The organism is Companilactobacillus baiquanensis (genome assembly GCF_003946605.1).
In the GTDB taxonomy this organism is placed as follows: Bacteria; Bacillota; Bacilli; order Lactobacillales; family Lactobacillaceae; genus Companilactobacillus; species Companilactobacillus baiquanensis.
In genome coordinates this window covers 183,926-206,585 of record NZ_RHOQ01000002.1, presented here as the reverse complement: position 1 = coordinate 206,585, position 22,660 = coordinate 183,926, and the positions used below count along the sequence as shown (strand labels likewise).

Genomic DNA, 22,660 nt, shown 5'->3' with positions numbered 1-22,660 from the left:
TTTTATATATCTTGAACTTTTTCAGGTTTTCCACTATCTAGTGATTTCTTGGCTGCTTGAGCTAATCTAATTGCTTTGATGCCATCTTCAAAGGTACATTCAACTTCATGATTACCTCTAACCGCATCAAGGAAAGACTCCAATTCTGTTTTATAGGCATCAATGTATCTCTGAAGAAAGAAGAACATTGGTTTATCAGAACTTACATCACTTTCTCCTGAAAATGTAGTCGTACTATCTAAAACGTTGTCGGCCTTTGACATTCCTTTTGATCCGAATAATTCTATTCTCTGATCATATCCATAAACGGCTTGACGACTATTATCTATAACGCCCATCATGCCATTCTTAAATTGCAACGTAATAATTGCAGTATCAATATCTCCCGCATCACCAATTTTTTGATCAATCATTACATTACCTGCAACGTATACTTGATCTACCTCTGCATCGGTAATATACCTAGCCATATCAAAATCATGAATTGTCATATCCATGAAAATACCGCCAGAACGTTTTACATAATCCATTGATGGTGGCTCAGGATCTCTTGAAGTAATCTTCAAAATTTGCTCATTTCCAATATCATCATTTTTTCGATGATCGACGATCCGTCTGAAATTTTTGTCAAATCTTCTATTAAATCCAACTTCAAATTTCACGTTACATTTTTTTACAGTTTCAAAAGCTTCCAAAATATCTTTGTCATTAAAGCCTACTGGCTTTTCACAGAAAATATCTTTACCTGCTTTTGCAGCTGCAATAGTCATTTCTGGATGAAGATCAGTTGGCGTACAAATTAAAACAGCCTGAACTTCAGGATCATCCAAAATTTCACGATAATCAGTCACAATTTTCTGAGCTTCATTATATTTAGCTGTCCATTCGTCGGTTGCAATTATATCGGCAATGTACTTAATAGAAACATTAGAAATCCTCTTCAAATTCTTATAGTGCACATTTCCGATTCGTCCCATTCCAATAATACCGATTGTGACGTTCTTGTTTGTGAAATCTGTACCTTTTTCCACGATAACACCCCTTTCGTCAACATTTAACACATGCACAAGTGCTTGTGAAATATCATTCACAGATACTCTTTATCAGCTATCATTTTTGCATCTCATCCCTGTGTACGCTATCAGAATATCCTCTAGGTCAAGGTTTGTCAAGGGTGATTGTGATTAAATTAACAAAAATGTGTGATTATTAAGAAAGCGTTGACATTCACAATCAATAGTGAAATAATCATTTTTGTAATACATAAACATCTTGTGTAATAAATAATTTGTCAATTCTTAAAAAGATTTAAATCATTACATGATATGTCTGAAATTAAGATTTATTAATTAGTAGTATTCGGATAAAGTTTTGTGACCGATAAAATTGGGGTGAATATAATGACCAAAAAAGAGTCAGTTCAGGTTGTTAAGCTACAAGATGTTGGTGAGCAAGGAAGTGAGAAAAAAAAGAAAACTAAATCAGAAAAGCACTTAAGGATTATTTCATCAATTTCTACTTTAGGTGGATTATTATTCGGAGTTGACACCGGCGTTATAAACGGTGCTATTGGATATATATCATCTCCACAAGAATTAAATCTTTCACCAAGTAATGAAGGTTTAGTAACTAGTGGTATAACACTAGGAGCTGCTTTTGGTGCCGTCATAGCCGGGCGGTTGTCTGATAAGATTGGTAGAAAAAAACTTCTGTGGTATTTATCAGTCCTATTCTTCATATTTACAATTTTATGTGCGACTGCGACAACGGCCTGGACTTTGATTCTTTTTAGGGCATTGCTAGGCTTAGCAGTCGGAGGTGCATCGGTAATTGTTCCGACGTATTTAGCAGAGATTTCTACACCGGATATAAGAGGACGCGTTGTTACACAAAATGAGTTAATGATTGTTTCAGGACAATTATTGGCATTCATAGTAAATGCTGGGCTAGGAAATTATTTTGGACATATCTCCAGCATTTGGAGATACATGATTGGCTTTGGAACTATTCCGGCAGCTGCACTATTTTTAGGGATGATATTAATTCCAGAATCACCTAGATGGTTAGTTATGGTCGGTAAAAAGGACAAAGCTATGGACGCCCTAAGCGGAATCAGGAATAGTAAAAAAGACTGTGAGGATGAAATCAATCAAATTTCAGATGCCTTAGCTCAAGAATCAGAAATTCAACAGGCTACCGTTAAAGATTTGGCAACTCCTTGGATTCGTAGATTAGTTTTAATCGGCATTGGACTTGGTGTAATGCAACAATTCATTGGAATCAATATAATGATGTATTATGGTACAACGATTCTACAGCAATCAGGTTTTTCACATAACGCTGCTTTGATTGCTAATATATTTAACGGAGTTGTTTCAACAATTGCCACTATTATTGGAATGTCATTCATGAACAGAGTTAATCGAAGGAAAATGCTGATGACGGGTATTATAGGAACTACTTTTTCGTTAGCGTTAATCTCAATTATTTCTGCAACTCTATCGAATAGTAGTCTTTTACCAATCGCGGTTATTTTATGTACCATGCTATTTTTAGGATTTTTCCAAGGATTCATCTCACCACTAGTTTGGCTACTACTTTCAGAGATTTTCCCTCAAAATCTTCGTGGTTTAGGCATGGGAGTATCAACGTTTTTCCTATGGTTTTCTAACTTCTTAGTTGGATACTTCTTCCCGGTATTATTAAGCACAATGGGAATGACTTATACTTTCTTGATTTTTGTAGGATTTAATATCCTATCATTCTGGTTTGCATATAAATATGCACCAGAAACTAGAGGTAAATCCCTAGAACGTATCCAAATGGAATTTCAATATGGTTCTTCTTCTGGCGTTAATCCAGAAGATAAATAATTAATATTAAAAAAGTAAAGGATGATTATATTATGATGAAACATGTTAACGCAGGTATTATTGGTTTAGGTCGTGCAGGACAAATGCATTTAAGAAATCTAATGACAATTCCAGAGATAAATATTATTCAAGTTGCTGATGTATTTATCGATAAAATTTCTGGAAAATTAAACGACCTTGGTGTTACTAATCAAACAACTGATTATCACGAATTATTAAGTAATCCTGATATTGATACTGTTTTTGTATTTACATCAACAGATACACATGAACAAATTGTTACAGATGCAGCAAACGCAGGTAAAAATATTTTTTGTGAAAAGCCGCTTAGTATGAGCCATGATGAAGAAGCTAGTTTGGATGTTCTAAGAGCTGTCAAAAAAAATAACGTTAAACTTCAAATTGGATTTAACCGTCGTATGGATCCACAATTTAGAACAATTTTTGAAAACGTTCGTGAAGGAAAAATAGGTACTCCACAAATGGTGAAAATCACCTCTCGTGATCCCGACTTATTGCCACATGACTTGATTCAAAGAATTGGTGGACTATTACAAGACTTTACAATGCATGATTTTGATATGGCTCGTTATATGATGGGCAGTGATATTTCTGAAGTTTATGCTAAGGGAGGTACCTTAATTGATCCAACGCTTAAAGATATCGATGATGTTGATACCCTTGCTCTAGTACTACAATTTGAAAATGGTGCATTTGGGGTGATTGATAATAGTAGACGTGCAGTTTATGGTTATGATCAACGAGTTGAAGTATTTGGATCAGAAGGTATGCTTAAAGCTGAAAATGTTAATAATAGTACTGTTGAGTTATACAATGACAAACGTGAAGAGTTAAAGAAGCCACTTCCAATGTTCCAAAAGCGCTACAAAGAAGCCTATACGGAAGAAATGAAAGCATTTGTTGATTCAATTCTGAATGACACCCCTTTGGTTGCTCAAGGTAGTGATGTTATCATGGCTCAACGTGTTGCTAACGCTGCTAAGAAATCACTAGATACAGGTCTTCCACAAAAGGTAAATACAAAATTCTCATTAGATTAAATTACAATAAAAATTTGATTATTAAATTTTAAAGAAAATGGAGAATCAATATGATTACGCTAAAAGATGTTTTAGCACAAGAAAAAAAGACCGAACTATCCCACTTTAATTTGAAGGATGTAGACGGTCTCGTAGATTCGCTCAAAAAGATTGGAAAAGATGATTTCAACAAGGTTTGTATATTAATTAAGATTAATCAACGTATCGTATATTTCCACGCCGGTGATCAAACAACTAATGAAAATAATCTTTGGATAAAAAAGAAAGAAAATGTTGTAGATGCTTTCGACCATAGTTCATTGTTCAAAAAAATTGCCTATCAGGATAATCCAGAAAGCTTTTATAAGGAAAGTGGATTAAGCCCTAAAGATTACGCCATTGTCGGTGGTGGATACCCAATAGCCATCGAAAATACTGGGGTAATTGGTAGTCTAATAGTTTCAGGCTTAACGGATACCGGTGACCATGAATTGGCATATAACGCTTTGCTAGATTTTAAATCATCAATAAATTAATTATTTATGGAGGTAATCATTATTGAAAGCATACGGTTTTAATCAATATGGTAATTCCAGTGTTATATCAGAATTTAAATTACAAAAACCAAGAATTGGAACAAATGATGTTTTGGTAAAAACATCCGCATTCGCAATTAATGCTTTTGACATTGCCGTTCGAAATGGTCAATTTAGAAATAACGTAACTATGCTATTCCCTATGATACTTGGAAGTGATGCTGTTGGAAGGATTATCGAAGTTGGTCCCAATGTTGATACATTCAAAGTTGGAGACGACATCTTAGCACATCCCGGAATTGGAACATACGCTGAATACTTTAAAGTTGGATCCGATAGAATTGGATTAATTCCAAGAAATTATGATATTTATGAAGCCGCAGGTTTACCTTTATCCGGAATTACCGCCTACAACACTTTGGTCCATGTGGCACATGTCGGTGCAGGACAAACAATTGCGATTTTAGGTTCCGGTGGTGGTGTAGGTTCTATGTTAGTTCAAATGGCTAAAGCACTGGGATTATATGTAATTGGAACTGATATTTCATCAGCTAAAAAACAAGTATTAAATTTAGGAGCCTCAGAGTTTGGAGCTTTTGATACAGAAAGAGTAAGTGATAAGTTTGCAAACATTGCTGATGTGCTGGTCGATGCAACAAACAATGGTGCTGGCTCAAAAGCAGGAATTAATATTGTAAAGGATACTGGAACGTACGTTTCATTGACCACTTTACCAAATGATCAAAGCAAAAAACCAAACGTTAACTTCAAGCAAATGACACCGAAGCGAGAGTACCGTGATAGTGATGCATTCGCTGCAATTTCATTAATGATTAGTAATAATCAACTACATGTTCCAATTGACAAGCTAGAATCGTTTTCTTTACAAGGTATTCGTTCAGCACAAGATACTGTTGAAAATGGCAATACTAATGGTAAGGTTATTATAAAGATGTAATAACTATGTGCAAAGGACTGAATTTTTTTGGAAAATATAATTTTAGATTGCGACCCAGGTCACGATGACGCAATAGCAATGATCATGGCCATTGCATCATCGAAAATAAACGTTCTTGCCGTCACTACTTCAGCAGGAAATCAACCGTATAGACAAACCCTAAGAAATGCCATGTCACTACTTACTTTAATGAAAAAGCGTGATATCCCTGTTGCTTATGGCAATCGCAAACCTTTAGTCAGAGACCTTATTCCCGGAATCACAATGCATGGAATTACAGGCCTAGACGGAGCAGAATTACCTAACCCAGACTTTTCTCCCAGAAAAGAAAATGCTGTAGAATTAATGAATTCCATTATTTCCGACCACCCTCGGAACATAACTCTGGTAGTTACTGGCCCATGTACTAACGTTGCACTACTGCTCTCCGTTCATCCTGAGATAAAATCACTCATAAAAAAAATAGTTATTTTAGGTGGTGGTATGGGCGTTGGTAATATTGGATTAACCGAAGAATTCAACATGGCAGTTGACCCTGAAGCGGCTAAGATAGTTATGGAATCAGGTATCCCTATCACCTTAGCTCCTCTGAATGTTGGCTTTGAGGCTCAATTACTGGATTCAGATATAGAAAATATATCTAAAATTAAGAATAATGACGTGGCAAAAGCAGTAACAGGATTAATCAGTACCTACAGACTCTCATTTGATTTAATCAGTCGAGATTTTGAGGGAGTTCCCCTTTATGACCCATGTACGATTGCATGGCTAATAGATCCTGAAAAATTCTCAAGTAGATTCTGTAATGTAGAAATAGAAACTAAGGGCGAGTTAACAACTGGGGAAACCGTTATTGATTACTATAATGTAAGTAAAAGAAAACCTAATGCAGAGGTACTATTTCATATTAATCAAAAATGGTTTGCTAACTTAATAATTGAAAGCATAAAAAAATTCCAACTACAATGAACTTTATTATGTTAAATACCCTTCTTCCAAAATTAATATTAAACTATCCCTTGATATATAAACAAAAAGGAAGTTGGTAATTCCAAAATTGGAATTATCAACTTCCTTTTTAATTCTTAATTACAAAAACTTACATCAATATAATTTATACTTCTAAATTAATCCTTTTTACCATGAACTCTAAATGCTAATAAGAATCCTAAAATAGCTAATACTAAAGTAAAAGCAAATCCGTAATGTGCACCTTGAGTAAACGCTAGTGATGTTGAATGTCCACCATTAGCGAAGAAATTGGCCTGACCGGTACTCAATAAAATTGTAGCAATACCAGTAGCAACAGCTCCAATAACTTGTTGGAACGTGTTAATAATAGCCGAACCATCTGCAGATTGATATTCATCTAGTGAGTTCAATCCATAAGTTTGTGATGGCGACATGGCTAGTGGCACACCAATCATTAAGACGATGTGGGCGAAAATTATGTAACCTAATGAACTATTTGAATTACTCAACAAGAACATGATCGTACCAATGGCAGAAATTAAGAATCCTGAACGAGACATCCATTTAGCACCAATACTGTCATATGCACGACCAGCCAAGAATGATACTAAAGCATTGACGATACCACCTGGCAACATAACCATACCAGTTAGCGCAACGGCTACACCTAGACCATTTTGTAAATACATAGGTAGTAAATACATAGCTGATAGTGTGATTCCGAAGTTTAACATAACTAGACCTGAACCAGTTACGAATTCAGGTTTACTCAAAACAGAAAAGTCCAAAGTTGGAGTTTTCGCATGTAATTGTTGTCTAATATAAATAACTAAGAAAATCAATCCAATAACTAAAGCAACTAAAGCTACATGAATGCTATTAGTTAGGAAACTAATTCCAAAGACGATCAATCCAAAACTGATTGTTGAAAGACAAATAGCCAGCCAATCAACTTTTGGCTTTGTTACACCGAAAACATTAACTAAATTCTTTTCCATGAAAATCCAGCCAATAACCAAAAAGACAATAAATGACCAGAAAATAAATCTCCATGAAGAAACACCTAAAATAATACCGGAAATTGTAGGACCAATAGCCGGTGCAAACATAATAACTAAAGCGGCTACACCAAGGGCAGCCCCTAATTTATTAGGTGGGAAAATTCTCATAGCAATAGAAAACATCAATGGCAAAATAATACCAGTGGCGATACCTTGAATCATTCTACCTACTAATAAGATAGGAAAATTTATAGCAACCGCAGCTATAACTGAACCCACAATAAAATCGATCAGACCAAATCTGACCAATCCCCTAGTTGAAAAATGTTTTGTTAAAAGACTTGATAGTGGTAAGACGATGGCAATGACCAACATGTAACCTGTGACCAACCATTGAGCCGTACCAGTTTCGATAGAAAAAGCTTTCATAATTGATGGCAAAGCAATATTTAATGAAGTTTCACTAAACATACCAACAAATCCACCAATTAAAACACCCATTAAAGCAAGGTATGGATGTTTCACTTGTTCACTCATACTTTGAGTTTTACTCATAAAATACCTCCAAATTTGTTGCAACAGTTGATTAATATACCAGAAAAAAATTGTTTTCGTAAGTTTTTTCTGAAAATAGTTTTTTGGTTTATACAAAATAAAAATACCGACCTAGAAAGATATCCTTCTCAGTCGATATTTTTAATTTATAGTGTAGCAAAATATTTCTTTATAATAGACATCAAATGACATCTCATGTTAAGAAAGCCGTTATAATTTTTATAGTCAAAATTTACAAGTTCTTCTGAAATCGCATTTTGTTTCATCAATGATAAGTAAATTAAGTGGTTTGCCACCAATTAGAGGGTAATATAGTCTACACACAAAAGGTATTGGTCTATTTAACAATATTCATCTATTAAAATAGCCTATAATTACGTTTAAAGAAAGTGTGAACAGTATAAAATGAAACATCCAAAAAAGTATGATACTGACAACAAAACAAGAAAAAGAATGTCACATGTACATTTAAAACGTGGTACCGCTGAAAACATAATTGCAATACGATTATGGCACAGAGGAATTAGATATAGAAGAAACTACAAGGCTCTACCGGGTTCACCTGATATTGCAATCACTAAATATAAAATAGCAATTTTCATCGATGGTGAATTTTGGCACGGATATAATTGGCAGGATAAAAAGAAAAAATTAAAACGTAATAGGAACTACTGGATAAAAAAGATTGAAGAGAATATGACACGCGACAGACTAAACGATAAACTCCTAGAAAATGATGGATGGTACATTGTACATTTTTGGGAAAAAATGGCTCTTAAAAACACTGATTATTGCATAGAATTAATAATGTATTATATAAAAAATAGAAAATCAGAAAACTTCCAATAAGGAAAACTTATAATCTATTTACTTTATATAAAAAATTGTCGCAATCACTTTATATTTAGATTCGGTATTACTTAGTATCTTCTAATTGACAAATCATAGGAAACAAAGTATGTCAATTAAATCAATACGTCTAGATAATTCAATCTGTGAACATGTTTTCAATAAATTAAAGTCTTAAATAGGACCGGATTAAATATTTTCAACTAAAAAAATTTAAAATTAGCAATACGTGAATGAATAAAGATTATAAAAAATAGGCTACCTTTCACCACTCAAATTCGAGCGGCTACAAGTGGCCTAATAAAAGCTCTGACTTTCGTCACTGTATTATCTCTATTTAAAATTCCTTATCAATAACTGACAATTCTTCACCTATACGTTTGATAACTGTAGTAACTAATGCATTGCCCATAAAAAACATTCTCATACGGTCAGACACTTCTACAATATCACCTTCAGCATTCTTTTTATATTTTGTCCAATCTGGTGGAAAATCTTGTAGTAGCTCAGCTTCAATAGGAGTAATTATTCTAAACTTATCACCTATTTTCAATAGGTGGGTAGATCTATTAACTGATCCTTCTGAAGTTAACATTGTTCTTCCTGGTAAATCTAACGAATCAAATGGGCTCATACCGCCTTCAGAGTAGGTATACTTATGTCCATCAGCAGAAGTTCTTTCTAGCTTTTTAGGACCACGAAGATATTCAAATTTCTTAATTCTAGTTTCATCTTTGATTACATAATTATCAATATATTCTTCATAAGAAGCCTCTCCACCATCATAGTTTTTAATATAGTAATCCTTGGCTTTCTCGACAATCTCCCCAAGTGTTTCTGAATCAGATTTTACTGGCTCAGTATCAATAGTAAAGTATTGACCATACCGCATAATACCTGTATTCCAAATTTTACCTGTAAAGTTATCAGAAACATCTAGAATATAATTTGACCCATCACTTCTTGTATAATCAATAGATAGCTTTTCTGAATGAGTTCTTCCTTTATAAGGCTCATTTTTTATTGGAAATTTCTTTGCAAATAATCCATCACTGAAAATATACTTATCGTATGAATGACCATCTAACTCCAGAATATCATCTAAGTCTTCAGATTTAGAATATTCTTCATCGATATGCTTTCCCCATCCTGAATCATTTCTATACACATAAAAATAAACTCGACGCCGTCTTTGGGCACGTCCATAGTCAGCAGCATTAATGACACGCCATTCTACAGAGTAATCCAATTGATCAAAAGCAGCTAACATGATAGCAAAATCACGTCCTCGTTGTTTTGAAGGGCTTTTAAGCAATCTATCTACGTTTTCCAGAATTAAATATTTAGGCTGGATATGTTTTACCGCACGAATAATTTCCCAAAAAAGAACACCTTTTTTTCCTTCAATTCCTCTTTCAAATTTTTTAGAACGAGCTACTGAATAATCCTGACAAGGAAAACCTCCAACAATCATATTGACGCCATTGTCTTTCATATCGTCAAAATAAGAATCTGGAACTTGCATAATGTCGGTATTGCTATGATTCGTCTCAGAATATCTATATTCCCCAACTTCAAAAGCATCCTGTGATTTTCTACCGGGTTCAAATTGATTTGTATAAGTCGTTTTATAAAAATTCTTACCAGCAAGTTCATTGGCATGATCAAGACCAACAATAAATCCACCAACACCATCAAACATCGAAAAAACTTTAAATTTGTTAGTCATATTTATCACCTTTTTTATTTATATATCACTATATCTATCATTTAAATTCTTAATGTAAACTAGTATAGACTAAATCAATAAATCGATCAAGATATATCTCTCCAACTTCTTACAATATCAAATTACGAAATAATTTAAAAATACTTTTCCGACATTCTAATATGGTAAAGTTAATTTATGAGTATAATTATAGGAGTGATATTATGCCAGAACACGTTTTTACTAAGAACGAACTTGAAAATATTCTTAACATGGCTACGGGAAAAACACTTGGTCAAGTCGACAAAAACCATATTTTTGATAGAACAAAAACTAAACCAAAGATAACTGGAATTGCTGGTGATGTTATTGAGCAATCAGTTCTAGAGTATCCAGCAGATATTAAGCAGGAAGCTGATTTATTGGTAGATGGGACTCCTGTTGAATTGAAAACAACTGGTATTAGATATTCCAAAAAAGACAATAAATCTGTTGAAGCAAAAGAACCAATGTCTATTACTGCTGTATCTCCAGATAGTATCGTTAATGAAGAATTCGGAACATCAAAATTTTGGAATAAAATGTCTCATACCCTATTTGTATATTATTTATATGACTCAGATAAAACCGTCCAAGCTGCCGAATATGCTAATTTCACAATACAAGGTTATCAATTCCATCAATTTAGTGAACAGGATAAAGAAATATTAAAAAATGACTGGTCAATTGTACGTAATTTTATACGAAACGTTAACGAGGCAGACATAGATACTGAATATCCTAAAATATCTAAACTTCGTAATCAGATGATGTACATGGACACAGCTCCTAAATGGCCTCATCGTCCCCGTTTCAGATTAAAAAGAGCGGTGGTGACCAACATAGTTAAAGAACATTTTGGTATACATTACGAACCACTTAAAGCTGAAAATTCATTTAACAGCTACGCTGAACTTGATAAAGTACTACACAAATTTACCACTCAATATAAAGATAAGACTATGCGTGAAATTGCAGAAAAACTTAACTTTAAAGTTTCTAAAAAACGTCTTGATAAATCAATCGCTGAAAGATTAATCGTAAAGATGTTTGGTTCAGATAAGGGAAAATTAAAAGATATAGATACTTTTAATAAATTAGGAATCATTCCTAAAACGGTAGTCCAAAATTATAAGAAAAAAAGAACTGAGGATATGAAATTTGAATCTATAGATTTCAACGAATGGACAGATAAATCAGTGAAATATGAAGATTCAAATATATATAATTCATTTTTAAATCCAATACTGCTTATTATCTTCAGAGAGACAGATAAAGATACCCCTCTATTTGATACTGTATTTAAGGGCTTTAAGCGAATAAATCTTGATGAAGCCGTTTTACAAAATGATTTGAAGAAAACTTGGACTGAGGTTCGTAATCTGGTTTGGAGTAATAAGGTAAAGATGGAAATTATGCATAATAAAAAGGGAGAAATAATAATCACCCCTAAAACAAAACTACCTAAAATGCAGAATAATCTTCCAAAATCAAGTGACTATACTTTCTTTATTCGAGGAACCGGCTCCGATGCAAAAAATAAGACTTTAAATTTAAATGGAGTACAAATGTATCAACAATACATTTGGATCAAGGGATCATATATGATGGAACTAATCAATAATATGAACTACATTTAGTAATTTAATGCAATACCAATCTATTAAAGTAAATAGCATCATCATTTTTTAAAAAAGTGATGATGCTATTTCTTTATATTTTTAATAAGTTCACATTGTAACGCTTCATCAACGGCATATAAATAAAGGCCATTAACTCCTCGAGTGAGTAAAACATTTAACTCATTTCTTAATAACTCTTGGGCGACATTTATTTTTTTACCGTTCTCTAAAGTACGGTTACGGATAGCATTACTATTTTCACTATCCTCTGGACAAAATATCACCTTACCATCTCTGAACTTTACTGATGGACCGATAATTACTCCCGCATAATTCAAGTCAAAACCCTGAATAGTATACGTTGATCCAACCTCATTAATTGTTTGGGGTTGCTCAGCCCAGGGTAATTTTTTAATCTTTTTATCTTTTACTGGCAATTGAAGATTCCAAGGTAACTTCCACTTATCAATTATAACATTCCAATACTTTTCACCATTATCATCAGGAATACCCTTTTGCTTATATTTCCAGTCAAATGTTGATAAGACTCTTGAAAGACCATGTCCATATTTTTTATTTCTATTCTTATTTATAATTTTTTCATGAAGTTCTTTTGGAGATTTCATAACCTTAACTTCATAATTAAGGTCTCTGGGGAGAATATCTATTTTTCCGTTATAAATAAAATCATTTAGCCAATTTGTAGTATTTGTACCAGCTTTCATTCTTAATTGATGAGTTAATTCAATAAATCTACCTTCCTTCTTAGCCTGTTCTTCAAGATCTAAAATTTTTTTATTTTCCCAGTACTCTTCCGTTTTAAGAATTTGCTTTCTATCAAATATCACAACAATTGTCTTTGCAAATTTTCTTAGATCATCTAACTGATTTTTACCTCGATAACTTTGTTTTCCCTGAGTCCACATCAAATGAGCTTCATCGACAAGAATAGTATCTGCTTTTTTATCGGGATGTTTTTCATGCTCCAAAATAAAGTGAGTAGGTTTACTAATCATATCGTTATTTGGATTTTTTACCCATTTTAGTTTCATGGCTAATTGACGATAAACTTTAAGTTGTTCATCATGATTCACTAATAGATAATCCTTACCGTCATGAATACCCTTTCCAGAAATAATAGAATGAAATAAGTTACTCAACATTACCGTTTTACCCGTTCCCGCAGCACCTTCTACAAAAATTATTTGTCCCAGTTCTTGATTAACACTTGCTTCAAAAATTTTTTCAGAAATATCAAGAACAGCCTTTGATTGTTCATCAGTAAGTCTATGAAATGGTGAAATTTTATATAACGCCGTATCAATCGTTGAGGCCGCATCCAAAGGAAACAATTTTTCATATTTGTTATGCAAATTATCCCAAATATCTATAAATAACTTCATCATATAAAAAGATGTAAAGTACTCATTCTGAGCATTAGATCTTTGATTAAGATTATATTTAACACTCTCCATTGCATTTAGCGACATAATAAACTGATTTTCAATATCCAATGTTAATGACTTATTAAAAAAAGGATGACCTATAACTAACATTTGAGAATCTTTATTTTTAGATAAAAATTTCCAATCATCCTTACTATTTTTTAAATGCTCTACGGTTCTACGATTAATATCATCAGTCTCACCAACATAAGTTATAAATTTTCCCTTTTTATCCTTATGATAAATGATATAAACAGTTGGATATTTTTCTAAAAGTATCTCATCCCTTTTATTGTTTCTTTCTAACTGTCGTTTAAGTTCATCTAACCCATTTTTACTATATTTAACTTTTTTAATAATGGGTTCTTTATTTACTATATCCATACACTTATCACCTATCTCTTAGAAAAATCCCAGCTTCTATGTTGATTTATCTCATTCTTATCAATAACCAATTTATTCGGATTAACATTCAATTTATCGCACATATAATATGCATAGGTTAAGACATCTGCCAATTCTAATTTAAGGTTTTCCTTATCTTTTAAAGAAAGATCTTCATCTTTTGATTTCCAAAGAAATATTTTTTCAACTTCAGAGCTTTCGATTCCTAAGGCACGGGAAAGGTTTATTAAACTATGATATTCGTTCCAATTTTTAGAATTTCTAAATTCAATCAGCTTGCTAAGCGTATTTTCATATGAATAGTCCATCTCAAACCTCCACAAATCTATCAAACCGATTATATCAAAAAAAGACCCCCAAAAAGGGGATCCTAAATAAACAATAATTAATAATTTATATTTCATCTCCCAACCACTTCCAAATCAACACCTCATACTCATCAATCAACTGCTCCTGCTCCACAAACTTTTGAAGTGTACATATTGAATCCATTTCCTCCAGCAAAATTTTATTCTCAACTTCAAGTCTTTTAGTACGCTCAGAACAATTCTTACCATACTTGATCAGCCACTCAAATACTTGATTGGGACTTTGAATCATAAATGCGTCTTCACCGATCGTCGCAATGATTCGATTGGCTATTCTTATCCCTTCACTATCAAGATCGCCTAAGTAAGCCATCTTCAAATTTCTTTTTACTAAGTTCTCCAACATCTTATTATATGACTCATTGAAGTTATTGCCTGATTGGTTGATCAAAGGCCAAGTAGGATGTTTTTTATGCAACCAGATAAAAACTCCATTATTTTCGATAATCACTGCCTTTTTATTCATGATTGAAATATCTGTCATCTGCTCAATTTGCCAAGGATTTAAGGTTAAAGGTTGCGGTAAATTACTTTGAAAAATATTCGCGCTAACAAACGATGTCCCAATCAAGTTCGCAGTCAATTCATTGATTGGTTTGTCATTAAAGAAATATTTTAAGATCCATTTATAATATGCATATATTACAGGATTCTCTTTGGCATCATTCAGTGTATGTGCTGTAAATCCTAAATCTACGGCTTGTTGTCCTCGCGGTGGCAATGGTTCATCACTAGAGATCTTATCGAATAAAACATCTAATTTTCCGGCGTCTTTTGGAAGGCGTTTTTTAGTTTCTTTTTCATATACTTTTGTATAACGACTCATGCTATGCCTCTCGCCAAATCAATGCTTCACGAACAGTATTCGTATAAAATTTTCCATCATTTTTGTTATCTACAGAAATAACATCGTATGCTACATTATCCACTCCATCGGCTAATACTTTATTTTGAGCTCCACTGGGCATAGTTGCTATAAAATTAAAGCCAAATTGATCAATTATTTTGGTAAAAGATTTAGCTGTATCAGGATCTAATTTATCAGCAAACTCATCAAACATTACCAAATGAGGTGCATCACTTGCACGTGCTCTATTTAAAATCACTTTAGGAACTAACAGCAATGGCAATATCATCGACTGTGCTTTTTCTGCACCAGACCCGCCAGATTTTACAAAGTTATCGTCTATCAGTTCGAATTCTCCATCTTCTGAATGTCTGCGGTGAATCCAAATTTGAAACTCCAGCCACTGTCGAACATCCAACAATTCATGAGCCTTATTCATAAACGTATCTTCATCCTCTGCTAAATCTAAATCATTAGCCAATCTATCTAGACGTCTTTTTATCTCGTCCAAAAGTGTAGAATGCTGCATTAAAGTATTATCTCGAATTTCTGATATTACTTGTTCGTCAATATCAACTGGCTTCAAAGATATTTTTAACCTAATACCTTTAGATTTGTTGTCTAACATATCGTTATAATCTTTGATTAAATCAAACTGATCAGAAATCTGATAGCGCGCGGCTTCCGCAAAGGTGGTCAAAGCCATTTCACTGCCTTCCTCCCACTGATTTAAAGATTTTTCGATAGCTGATTCGTCTCCTACCATTAATTTTCTAGCTTCATTGATATCAAAAGAAAGAACTTTTAAACTTTCTTTATTTAAATAATTTTGACCTCTAATGGCTCGTGCAATTTTTGAATGGCCTCGAATTTCAAAAATCATATCTAAACCATCGGCACTATCCTTTCGAATTATTTGACTAATTTTATATGATAGGTCACTAAAACTATAACTTTTTATCTTACTTTTAAATTTGCCTAAGAAATTAACTGTCTCTGATATAGTTTCCAATTCATATCCATTAATCACATATGGCGCTAATTCTTTTAAATTTTTTTCTGTACTATTAGTCAAAATCTCTATTTCCGTTTCTAATTCTTTGATCTTGAGTTCATTAGTTTCTACATCATTTTCAAGTTTATTTTTCTTCTTACTTAAATTATCTTTTTCACTCTGGTACTTATTAAGATAACTCTTAGCTTTTTTTACTTTCTCATCCAAACTTGGGTCTATGACCAATTTTTCTAGTTGTAGTTTTGTGGTCTTAACCTTTTCATTTTCTTCGTCTAAATTGAAATCTTTATACTCTTTCTCCCAATTCTTTTTATTATCCTCAAGGTTGTTAATATCCTTATCCAGATCTTTAATTTCTTGATTTTGTAATTTAATTTTATCGATAATTTTATTCAGCTTGATCACATTTTTCTGAAGTTTCTCAAAAAGTGATTTTTGATCAATAAATACCTTTAAGTCAGAATTAGATTGCAATAGAATAGTTTTTCCCTTTTCAAATTCCTTAAAATGACTATCCATTTTATTTCGGCCTTCTTCATGAACCTCGTGGTTATCTTCACGTAATCCAGCTCTAATTCGACTTACTACCGGACCTTTAGTCCTTATATCGATTTTTAGATCCATGTTTTTTTGAATATCAGTAACTATACCGATATCTTCGCTCAAATTCTTTTGATTGTTTTCAAGATTATAATATTGCCTCATTAATGAGATCATTTCGTTCAAGTAATTACCTAAAATTTCAGATAAGTTACGTGGGTCATTTTTTGTTATTAAGGAATTCAAAAGAGTTAGTTTAAATTTTTCTTTAATTTCGTTTTTAAGAGATACCAATCCGTTCATCTCTTCTTCTTTAGCAGCGATCAAATTTTTCTTATCACTTTGTTTCTTATTTAATTCTTTAAGTATTTTCTCGTATCTTTTCTTTGAATCAACAAAATGATTGATTTCTTTTTCTAAACTTTCAATGGACTTCTTCATATATTGTCGCTGTTCTTCTATGATTTTTTGACGATTTTGCTTCTCTTCTAAACTTTGAAATTCTTCTTCAGATTTTTGTAAATTCAAATCTAATTTTTTCAATTGCTGTAAGATTGATCCCAATTCATGTTTCAATCTATCATTCGCATTTAACTTATCATTTCTTAATTTACAGTTCTTACTATATGGGCTCAACGTTAGTTCTTCTAAACGATTCAAATTGCTCCAAAAAATCTGTTTTTTTAATTTATCAATTCTCTCAATAGCTTGAGTAACCTTTTTCGAATCGGCTTTTTTTGTATTCAATTCTCTTTGATTGATGGCCAGTGAATCAATTAATTGTGTGTCAATTCCTTCTTGTGCATTCTTCAAAGATTCCAAGATGGGTGTCAAACTGACATTTCCAGCAGTCAATATTGGTGATGCTATTAGCCGATAAGCATTAGCCAATTTATTCAAGTCTTTTATATCCGAAAAACTATAAATTTTTTCGGCAACGTAACTTTGATACGCACTTACCTGTGAAAACACTTCAAAATCAAAATTCATATTTTCATTTGCGGCAATAAATTTATCTTTTTCGAGACTTTTTCCATTCTCATCCACTGTAACAAGATTCAACTCATCATCTACGTTTTTAGATATTGCAACAAACCACCATGTAGGTTTACTGCTCTCACCAACTGCTCGATGAGCACCTATTCCTAAAATAACTTTCCTAATATTTGAACGCATCAACATGTAAGAGTATCCGGTTCGATATTTCATAGCTCCTTTGCCACTACCCAACAACATTTCTTCAAAAGTATGAGTGTCATGCGAACTATTTCGAGTTGTTATTTTGTCCAAAACATTTGTATTTTGTGCTGGATTAAAAGATGGTGTTGCGATTGAACCATCGATAAGCATTGGATAAAAGCAATGCGCCAATGTTGTTTTTCCAGACATATTTCTACCAATCAAAGTTAAATTTCCTATTTCAGATGCCGGCAAATCTAACTTTATATAATTATTGAAATTTCTTAAATGAAAACTAACTGGTACTAAATTTTTTTTATTCATCCTTTATCCTCAACTTTAAATCGCTTAATTATTGGTGTTGGAAAAACAAATCCATTTCTAATATGGATCAGATCAAAATCTTTTAGAGCATCCTTGACTGAATATACATTGATGTTACTTTTTGGAAACAATGATTTTGAATATGATCTTATTAAATTATTTAAATCAGCCTCCGATATGCCTGATTTAACCGTGTTGGCTATTACAATGGACACAATTGCTGGTTTAGATTTAACTTTTTGGCGATTTTTATCAAGTAGCAGAACATAATTATCACCACATTCCAAATCAAACCTATCTAAATTTCTCCATTGTTCAATAATTTGATCTTTTTTATTTAAAAATGCCTCCCACAAATAATTAGATGTTTTAGAACTAACAAATTTGTTGACTAACAAAGCTCTATTGACCTTCTGAATATCATTTAAATTAGGTGACTTCTTTCTAGTCATATAATTAACTATTGCTTGCGCAAATGAATTAAATTCTAGATTGATATTCCAATACTCATCAACTTCTCTATTTTCATCTTCCAATAAAATTTCTGGATAATCTAAACTAAATATCCTAAATCTATCAACAAATATTTCGATAATAATTTGTCTAATCTCACTTTCATCGAGATCCATAACTTCACTCTGAACTTGTCGAATGACGGTCCGTGCTAAAACAGTACGATCATCAGCCCCATCTTGTATTTCTGGCATATTAATTACGGCCTTTAATGTCGCAAGTATCACGTGAACCGTCTCTGCTGATTCATATCTTGCTCCAATCAACAATAAAAGGTTATCTTGAATACCTTCTGGATAAATACCAAGCAAATCGTTCAAATAATTACTTATTTTTTTTTGAACTTTAGGTCTTTTCAACACATTAATTGCTTCAGAAATCTCATTTGAACTTTTAACAGGCGTTTGAATAAACAAACCATTATCAATTAATTGATTAATGATTAAACGTTCTGAATTACTTAACTTTTTCAAAGTCTATCCTTTCCACACTAAAATTTAAAATTGAATCCTCTAGGTAAATGGACACTATACTTTTCCTTTTTAAAATGTAATCGTATTGGGCCTGTATCTATCGATCTGACTTCTTTGATTGGCCTACCAAAAGGAGAAAAATCTTCGTAATTATCGTATCCTGTCGCACTGTATAGTTTCATAATTTCATCACGAGCAATTATGGTTTCTAACTCTAAGTCATGATTCACTTCACCTTCAGTAGAATTCTTCATAACTAAATCTTGAAACTCCTTCAATGCATCATCTAAATCGCTCATTTCTAAATTTTCTTCAGAAATAACTGGATTATCTTCAAAAGTAGCTACTTTTTTATATACCGAACTAATCTGATAGCTAACTGGACCCAGAATACTTGCTTTCAATAAATCATCTGGATCATCCACCTGCCGATCATAGGCTAAATGTTTTGGTAATTTTTTAGGAAATGAAATTGATTGGTAATTTATCATCAACTCATCGATTTGGTGATTCAACTCTTTAATATCAACTGTTTGTTCTTGCAAATGATCATATTCTTTACCTAGCAATCTAATAGAATTAATAATTGTATTGTAAATAATATAAATAGAATCATAATTATTATCCATAGCTGTGGCCGTTGGCTCAAAACTATGCGATAACATTTTTAATTGTTTACGGACGTATTCTTCACTACTCGTTATGCGCTCCTGGATTTTTATATAGTTATTTGTATTTTTTTCAGCATCTAAATTATCTTCACCGTATCTGCTTCTTGCTACTTTATTAGGAAAGTCTTTTTGATTACTTAAATATTGAATATTTTCACTTCTAGAAGTTATCTTTTTAAAAGCAGGAATAGCCTTATTTTTTAGCATTTTATTTAAATTTTCAGCAATTTCGTTAGCATGATTAAATGCTAAATCATTAGAAATTTCATCAAGATCCTCACTCAATTTATGCATCCCTTTAAACACATCCGAATAAGCTGAAATCATATTGTTGAAGCTGTTATAAAGCTTAGTATCATTAGTCATCAAATTTGGTTTACATAGAAAATCTATCAACTCACAATACTCATCAATTTTAGAGACATTGGCTGTAACGGTATTTTCTGCCTCCAAAATTTTTGGAATTGTTTTAATGAACTCAATGCCTTTACTTGTAATACGATAAATTGAAGCCTGGCGCATGTGATAAGCACCACTTGTCATACGAACTCTTACCTTACGAGATGTAACCTCTACTAATCCCCCTTCATCAGCCATTCTTTCTAAAATATTTTTTAAAGTTGCATTCGTTATTAATGGTTCATTCAATTTTTCGTCAATAGAATTTGAATTATATCGACCAATAATATATTCCAATGTTTGAGGAGAATCAGTGACGGAATGACCTCCGTATAAAATATTCAAAACATTCCAGACCACTAAAGGATGATCCCGGCTATTACCAATACGCAAAAATATAAGAAAATCTCTCAAATCATTATCGAGATTAACCATTAAATTCATCTTCTTTCATTAATTATTTAGACTCATTTATAGATTATTTAAATTACGAAAAAAACGACCCTCAAAAGAGGATCGCCAATAAACATTTATCTAAAAAAACAACTTCTTAACATCTTCAACAGCCATATCTTCACCGGTATAAAGTTTAAATGCTGCGGCACCTTGCCATACTAGCATCCCTTGTCCACCGATTACTTTACTGCCTTTTGCTTTTGCATCTTGTAACATCTTTGTTTCCGTTGGATTATAGACTGTATCGGTCACAACTAAATCATCACGGAAAACACTTGTATCTTTAATATTAGTTTCGTCAACATTTGGAGCCATTCCTACTTTTGTTGCATTTGCTAAAACATCACTATTATTAATAGAAGCTTTTAGTGCAGCTTTATCATTAATATCACCGACTGTTACTTTACAATCAGGTACTTTAGCCATGATCTTAGTGGCCATTTTTTCAGCATTGCTAAAGAAATCATCTTTTGGATTGAAGATTCTAATTTCTTTAGCTCCATCCAAAGCCACTTGAACGGCAATCGCCGTGCCGGCACCTCCGGCGCCTAAGATAGTAAACACTTTCCCCTTAGGCTCAACGCCATATTGTCTAATATTTGCTACATATCCAGCACCATCGGTATTATTTCCTGTTAAAACTCCGTCGTCGTTTACGATCGTATTAACAGCGCCGATAAGTTCAGCGGCTGGTGTCAATTTGTCGACCAATTTGGCTGCCACGGCTTTACATGGCATCGTTATGTTTGCGCCACGCATATTGAACATTTTCATAATACTGATAGCTTTTGGCATCTCTTCTGCCGTTACATCAAATGCTAAATATGCATAATTGATACCTGCATGATCAAAACTAAAGTTATACATTGCGGGTGAGCCGGAATGTGATACCGGAGTACCGAATAAACCTAACATTCTGGTTCTGCCATCGATCCATTTTTCCATAATTAACGCGCCCTTTCGATAATCACCTTGTTACTTAGCTTGTTCTTTTTCGTATGCTTGATATTCATCGGTTGGCATTTCTTTACCTGTAAACAATGTGTATGCTTCAGCACCTTGCCATAACAACATTCCTTTACCAGGGATAGCTTTTGCACCAATTTCTTCAGCATCTTCAATTAATTTAGTCTTTAATGGATTGTAAACTGTATCGGCAACAACTAAATCAGGACGTAACATTGATTTATCAATTAATGATTGTCCATCAAGTGGCTTCATACCAACGACAGTAGCATTTACCAAGATATCAGCATCTTCAATTTCTTCTTTTAACAAGTCTTGATTTGATAATGGATAAACGTCAACATCTACTTCTGGTGTTTCATCTTCAAGTTTTTCTTTTGTATCTTCTGCATTGCTAAAGAATTCATCATCTTGATTAAAAATTGAAATTGATTTTGCGCCATCAAGTGCGGCCTGAACTTGGATTGCAGTTGCGGCACCACCGGCACCGATAACAACTAGTTTTTTACCTTTAATATCTACGCCATTTTCTTTAAGATTACGAACAAAGCCAATTCCATCAGTAATATGACCAGTTAATTTTCCATCATCATTAACAATCACGTTGATAGCTCCAATAATTTTGGCAGCTGGTGAAAGATCATCGACAAGTGATGCGGCAACAGTCTTACATGGCATCGTTACGTTTGATCCTTTAACTTTGAATAGTTTCAAAGCCTCAATTGCTTCTGGCATTTGTTCCTTTTTAACATCAAATGCCATATAAGCGTAATCTAAGCCTTGATTTTGAAAGCTGAAATTATACATGGCAGGTGAACCTGAGTGACCAACTGGTGTTCCTAAAAGTGTGAATAGACCTGTCGTTCCTGAGATATGTTTTTCCATGATTACTAGCTCCTCTTTATT

General features: G+C 32.9%; 18 protein-coding genes. 7 read left to right on the top strand and 11 right to left on the bottom strand.

What is annotated here, in order from left to right; all coding sequences use genetic code 11:
• Window positions 1-2: 2 nt before the first annotated feature.
• Window positions 3-1,031, bottom strand: coding sequence for an inositol 2-dehydrogenase (iolG, locus tag EKM77_RS04680; RefSeq protein ID WP_125592893.1), 1,029 nt, complete (start codon window positions 1,029-1,031; stop codon window positions 3-5).
• A gap of 369 nt (window positions 1,032-1,400) precedes the next feature.
• Here iolG (EKM77_RS04680) and EKM77_RS04675 point away from each other — a divergent pair, with 369 nt between their 5' ends.
• The 5 genes from EKM77_RS04675 to EKM77_RS04655 are packed head-to-tail and all read left to right on the top strand — an operon-like array spanning window position 1,401 to window position 6,376.
• Entirely contained in the window at window positions 1,401-2,873 is a 1,473-nt protein-coding gene (locus EKM77_RS04675) for a sugar porter family MFS transporter (RefSeq protein WP_125592892.1), read from the top strand.
• 32 nt (window positions 2,874-2,905) lie between these two features.
• Window positions 2,906-3,934 carry an inositol 2-dehydrogenase gene (iolG, locus tag EKM77_RS04670; RefSeq protein WP_318530707.1) on the top strand — a complete coding sequence of 343 codons (1,029 nt, stop codon included), beginning with the start codon at window positions 2,906-2,908 and terminating at the stop codon, window positions 3,932-3,934.
• A gap of 50 nt (window positions 3,935-3,984) precedes the next feature.
• A complete protein-coding gene (locus tag EKM77_RS04665) occupies window positions 3,985-4,449 on the top strand; it encodes a heme-degrading domain-containing protein (RefSeq protein ID WP_125592891.1) in 465 nt (154 codons plus the stop codon).
• A gap of 22 nt (window positions 4,450-4,471) precedes the next feature.
• On the top strand, window positions 4,472-5,407 hold the full coding sequence (locus EKM77_RS04660; protein WP_125592890.1) for an NADP-dependent oxidoreductase: 936 nt from the start codon (window positions 4,472-4,474) through the stop codon (window positions 5,405-5,407).
• A gap of 27 nt (window positions 5,408-5,434) precedes the next feature.
• Window positions 5,435-6,376 carry a nucleoside hydrolase gene (locus EKM77_RS04655; RefSeq protein ID WP_125592889.1) on the top strand — a complete coding sequence of 314 codons (942 nt, stop codon included), beginning with the start codon at window positions 5,435-5,437 and terminating at the stop codon, window positions 6,374-6,376.
• Window positions 6,377-6,534: 158 nt separating this feature from the next.
• Here EKM77_RS04655 and EKM77_RS04650 read toward each other — a convergent pair whose 3' ends face one another.
• Window positions 6,535-7,935 carry an MFS transporter gene (locus EKM77_RS04650; RefSeq protein WP_125592888.1) on the bottom strand — a complete coding sequence of 467 codons (1,401 nt, stop codon included), beginning with the start codon at window positions 7,933-7,935 and terminating at the stop codon, window positions 6,535-6,537.
• A gap of 405 nt (window positions 7,936-8,340) precedes the next feature.
• Here EKM77_RS04650 and EKM77_RS04645 point away from each other — a divergent pair, with 405 nt between their 5' ends.
• Window positions 8,341-8,784: a very short patch repair endonuclease gene (locus tag EKM77_RS04645; protein WP_125592887.1), complete on the top strand. Its 444-nt coding sequence runs from the start codon at window positions 8,341-8,343 to the stop codon at window positions 8,782-8,784.
• A 337-nt stretch (window positions 8,785-9,121) separates the two neighbouring features.
• Here EKM77_RS04645 and dcm read toward each other — a convergent pair whose 3' ends face one another.
• Window positions 9,122-10,513: a DNA (cytosine-5-)-methyltransferase gene (dcm, locus tag EKM77_RS04640; protein ID WP_125592886.1), complete on the bottom strand. Its 1,392-nt coding sequence runs from the start codon at window positions 10,511-10,513 to the stop codon at window positions 9,122-9,124.
• Window positions 10,514-10,716: 203 nt separating this feature from the next.
• On the opposite strand from dcm, the gene EKM77_RS04635 reads away from it, so the two are divergent.
• The gene (locus tag EKM77_RS04635) at window positions 10,717-12,171 is read left to right on the top strand and encodes a MutH/Sau3AI family endonuclease (RefSeq protein ID WP_125592885.1); all 1,455 of its coding nucleotides are present in this window, start codon (window positions 10,717-10,719) and stop codon (window positions 12,169-12,171) included.
• 65 nt (window positions 12,172-12,236) lie between these two features.
• On the opposite strand, the gene EKM77_RS04630 is transcribed toward EKM77_RS04635, so the two are convergent.
• From EKM77_RS04630 to EKM77_RS04595, 8 genes are all read right to left on the bottom strand, one after another.
• Window positions 12,237-13,982, bottom strand: coding sequence for a DNA/RNA helicase domain-containing protein (locus EKM77_RS04630; RefSeq protein WP_125592884.1), 1,746 nt, complete (start codon window positions 13,980-13,982; stop codon window positions 12,237-12,239).
• Window positions 13,983-13,993: 11 nt separating this feature from the next.
• On the bottom strand, window positions 13,994-14,407 hold the full coding sequence (locus EKM77_RS04625) for a nucleotide pyrophosphohydrolase (protein ID WP_225425188.1): 414 nt from the start codon (window positions 14,405-14,407) through the stop codon (window positions 13,994-13,996).
• Window positions 14,397-15,197, bottom strand: coding sequence for a DUF2399 domain-containing protein (locus tag EKM77_RS04620; protein WP_125592883.1), 801 nt, complete (start codon window positions 15,195-15,197; stop codon window positions 14,397-14,399). The genes EKM77_RS04625 and EKM77_RS04620 overlap by 11 nt, the downstream gene beginning before the upstream one ends.
• Before the next feature lies 1 nt (window position 15,198).
• Window positions 15,199-18,276: an SbcC/MukB-like Walker B domain-containing protein gene (locus EKM77_RS11050; protein ID WP_225425187.1), complete on the bottom strand. Its 3,078-nt coding sequence runs from the start codon at window positions 18,274-18,276 to the stop codon at window positions 15,199-15,201.
• A complete protein-coding gene (locus EKM77_RS04610) occupies window positions 18,273-19,262 on the bottom strand; it encodes a hypothetical protein (protein ID WP_125592882.1) in 990 nt (329 codons plus the stop codon). The genes EKM77_RS11050 and EKM77_RS04610 overlap by 4 nt, the downstream gene beginning before the upstream one ends.
• A 17-nt stretch (window positions 19,263-19,279) precedes the next feature.
• Window positions 19,280-20,767 (bottom strand): hypothetical protein, encoded by a 1,488-nt coding sequence (locus EKM77_RS04605; protein WP_125592881.1) that lies wholly within the window; start codon window positions 20,765-20,767, stop codon window positions 19,280-19,282.
• Between the two features lie 99 nt (window positions 20,768-20,866).
• Entirely contained in the window at window positions 20,867-21,733 is an 867-nt protein-coding gene (aroE, locus tag EKM77_RS04600) for a shikimate dehydrogenase (RefSeq protein ID WP_125592880.1), read from the bottom strand.
• Between the two features lie 30 nt (window positions 21,734-21,763).
• Window positions 21,764-22,639, bottom strand: coding sequence for a shikimate dehydrogenase (locus EKM77_RS04595; protein ID WP_125592879.1), 876 nt, complete (start codon window positions 22,637-22,639; stop codon window positions 21,764-21,766).
• Window positions 22,640-22,660: the final 21 nt, after the last annotated feature.